The following is a 2947-nucleotide window of genomic DNA, read 5'->3' on the forward strand; positions in this document are numbered from 1 at the left end:
GGTTGGCCAATATGGGAACAGGGAGGTTATAAGAAAGTATGTGGAGAATCAAGGCAAAGAGAAAGAATACAAGAAAATCCACTCAGGACAGCTCGGGTTGTTCTAATACTTCGGGGCTTGCCCCGGGGTAGTTTATTCAAAAAGAAAAATGGAAATTTAAATTGCTAATTATCAATTGTTACATATATTTTTACTCTGTAATTTCAAAGGATGATCAGTTTTTTTATGTATATCCGCTTTTCTATAAATGGCCTTCGCTTTTCATAGAAATGGTTGGAAGACGGAAGTTACCGGCAATAGGAAGGTCAGCTTAAAGAACTTTTGAATTTTGACATTATTTGTAATATTGCGTATATACATGTAAATTTTTATACTAAAAATTAATTTTATAAAAATAAATGTTAAAATGTATTTTATTTATTAGTTTATTTTTCTAGCAGTAAATAAATTATAGTAATTAAATGTTAAAATGTATTTTATTTAAAAGTTTATTTTTTACTTTTATTCTCAAACGTAAAACAGATAAAATATGGAGAAAAAATTTACTTGCCACAAACAAATTGGACCATGATTTTTTAAAATTGGTCAGAAGTTAATGAGATTGATCGTAATGGGCTAGAATAAATACCAGCAGCAAATAATCCGGGATTTCAAAATAATAGCCTAAGATGCATTACCATATGCGTCATAAAATTCGGTGCCTTAACCTTGGAAGGTTTCGGGAAAATAAACCAAGTGAATTCTTAAATAACCTAAAAAAATGTAGAGATATGAAAAATCTTATACACTATGCCATTGGTATGGCCAAATTATTTAATTATGCTTTTCTGTTTCAATGCTTGACTATGGGTTTATTGGTGGCAAAGACCCCAATAAATAACATAGAAGAAACAATGGCCCCTGAAAATTCTATCGAGTTAGAATGGGGAAATTCCCGGATTGAGAATATTTCCGGCAAAACACTGATTGAAAATGCTGAGTTTCCAATAACTGGAGTGGTGACGGATGGATCTGGAGAATCCCTTCCCGGTGCCACTGTAATAGTAGAAGGAACGACCATCGGGACTGTAACGGATGTTGATGGCAAATTTTCCCTCGAGGTAGAAGAGGGGGCTGTTTTGGTGATTTCTTTTGTGGGTTTTGAGACCCAAAGAATCACCGTTGGTTCTGCCACTACATTGAGCATCCGAATGATCATGGATTCAAGGTCTCTGGAGGAAGTGGTTGTGGTAGGCTATGGTGAACAGCGAAAAGTAACGTTCACCGGATCGGTATCCTCTGTAGGCGGGGATGAAATCAGAACGGCACCGGTCACCAATGTAAGCAACAGTCTGGTGGGCAGGTTACCCGGCTTGAGTTCTGTTACCAGGAGCGGAGAGCCGGGAAATGATGATTCTACTATTCGGATCAGAGGGACCAACACCCTGGGAAACAACGGGGCATTGGTGGTAGTAGACGGCATACCGGGAAGGTCACTGGCTAGAATCGACCCAAACAGTGTGGAAAGCATTACGGTTTTAAAAGACGCATCTGCGGCTATTTATGGTGCGCAGGCCGCTAATGGGGTCATATTGGTCACCACAAAACGGGGCAAAACCGGAAAAGCAGTGATTGAGATCAATTCCAACATTGGCTGGAATCAACCCACCGTACTTCCGGAAATGGCCAACGCAGAGCAGTACCTCACCATGCTCAATGAGATTGATATGTATAGGAACAGGCCCATGCGATTTTCTGAACAGGATATCGCTGATTTCAGGGAGGGTACGGACCCCTGGTTGCATCCTGATACTGATTGGTTTGGAGAGGTCCTTAGACCTTGGGCGCCTCAAAGTTACCATACCATAACAGCTTCAGGGGGTAATGAAGATATTAATTATTTCGTGATGTTCGGGGCAAAAGGACAGGACGGTTATTATTATAACAGTGCTACCCGATACGATCAGTATGATTTCAGAAGCAACCTGGATGGAAAAATCAGTGATTATATAAAAGTCGGATTTGATGTGGCTGGTCGGCAGGAGAGAAGAAACTTTCCTACCCGCTCAGCAGGTAATATTTTCAGGATGATCACGAGGGGTAAACCTAATATGCATGCTTATTGGCCGGATGGAAGTCCCGGACCGGATATTGAGTATGGTGACAATCCATCTGTCATAACCACAGATGCCACAGGCTATGATCAGACTAATTTGTATAATTTACAAAGTACCTTAAGGCTGAATATTGATGCACCCTGGGTAGAAGGCCTTTCCTTTAACGGAAATGTAGGTTTGGACCAGACTTTTAATATGCAAAAGCGGTTCGAAACACCCTGGTTTCTTTATTCCTGGGATGGAAACACCCTTGGGCCGGATGGAACACCAGAGTTGGTCAGAGGACAAAGAGGCTTTAATGACCCGAGGTTGACTGAAAATGTGGGCGCAGACAGGCAGCTACTTATCAATGGTATGTTGAATTACGACAGGGTATTTCAGGATAACCATGCCATGAGATTCATGGTAGGTGTGGAGTCGCGCACCGGATATGGAAATACCTTAAATGCCTTCCGCCGGTTTTTTGTTTCTACAGCTGTGGATCAGATGTTTGCAGGAGGGAATGCGGAGAGAGATAATGGAGGATCTGCTTATCAAAATGCCCGGTTTAATTATTTTGGAAGGGTCAATTATGGGTACCAGGAAAAATACCTGGCGGAATTTGTTTGGAGGTATGATGGATCCTATATTTTCCCCAAAGGTAGCAGGTTTGGGTTTTTCCCGGGAATTTCAGTAGGCTGGAGGGTTTCCGAAGAAGATTTTTGGAAAAGCAGCATGCCTAATGTTGACCATTTTAAAATCAGGGCCTCTTATGGTCAGACCGGTAATGACCGGATCGATGAATGGCAATACCTGGCTTCTTATGGTTTTGGAAATATCCCTTATATTTTTGGTGTGGACCAGGAACATCA

1 protein-coding gene is annotated in these 2947 nt (G+C 41.2%); it reads left to right on the forward strand.

Features of this window, described 5'->3' with window-relative positions; translation table 11 throughout:
• Positions 1 to 770: 770 nt before the first annotated feature.
• On the forward strand, positions 771 to 2947 hold a 2177-nt coding region (locus ACEW8O_RS21830; RefSeq protein ID WP_373496750.1), incomplete at its 3' end, for a SusC/RagA family TonB-linked outer membrane protein.

It is taken from the genome of Aquiflexum sp., from assembly GCF_041749095.1.
In the GTDB taxonomy this organism is placed as follows: domain Bacteria; phylum Bacteroidota; class Bacteroidia; order Cytophagales; family Cyclobacteriaceae; genus Aquiflexum.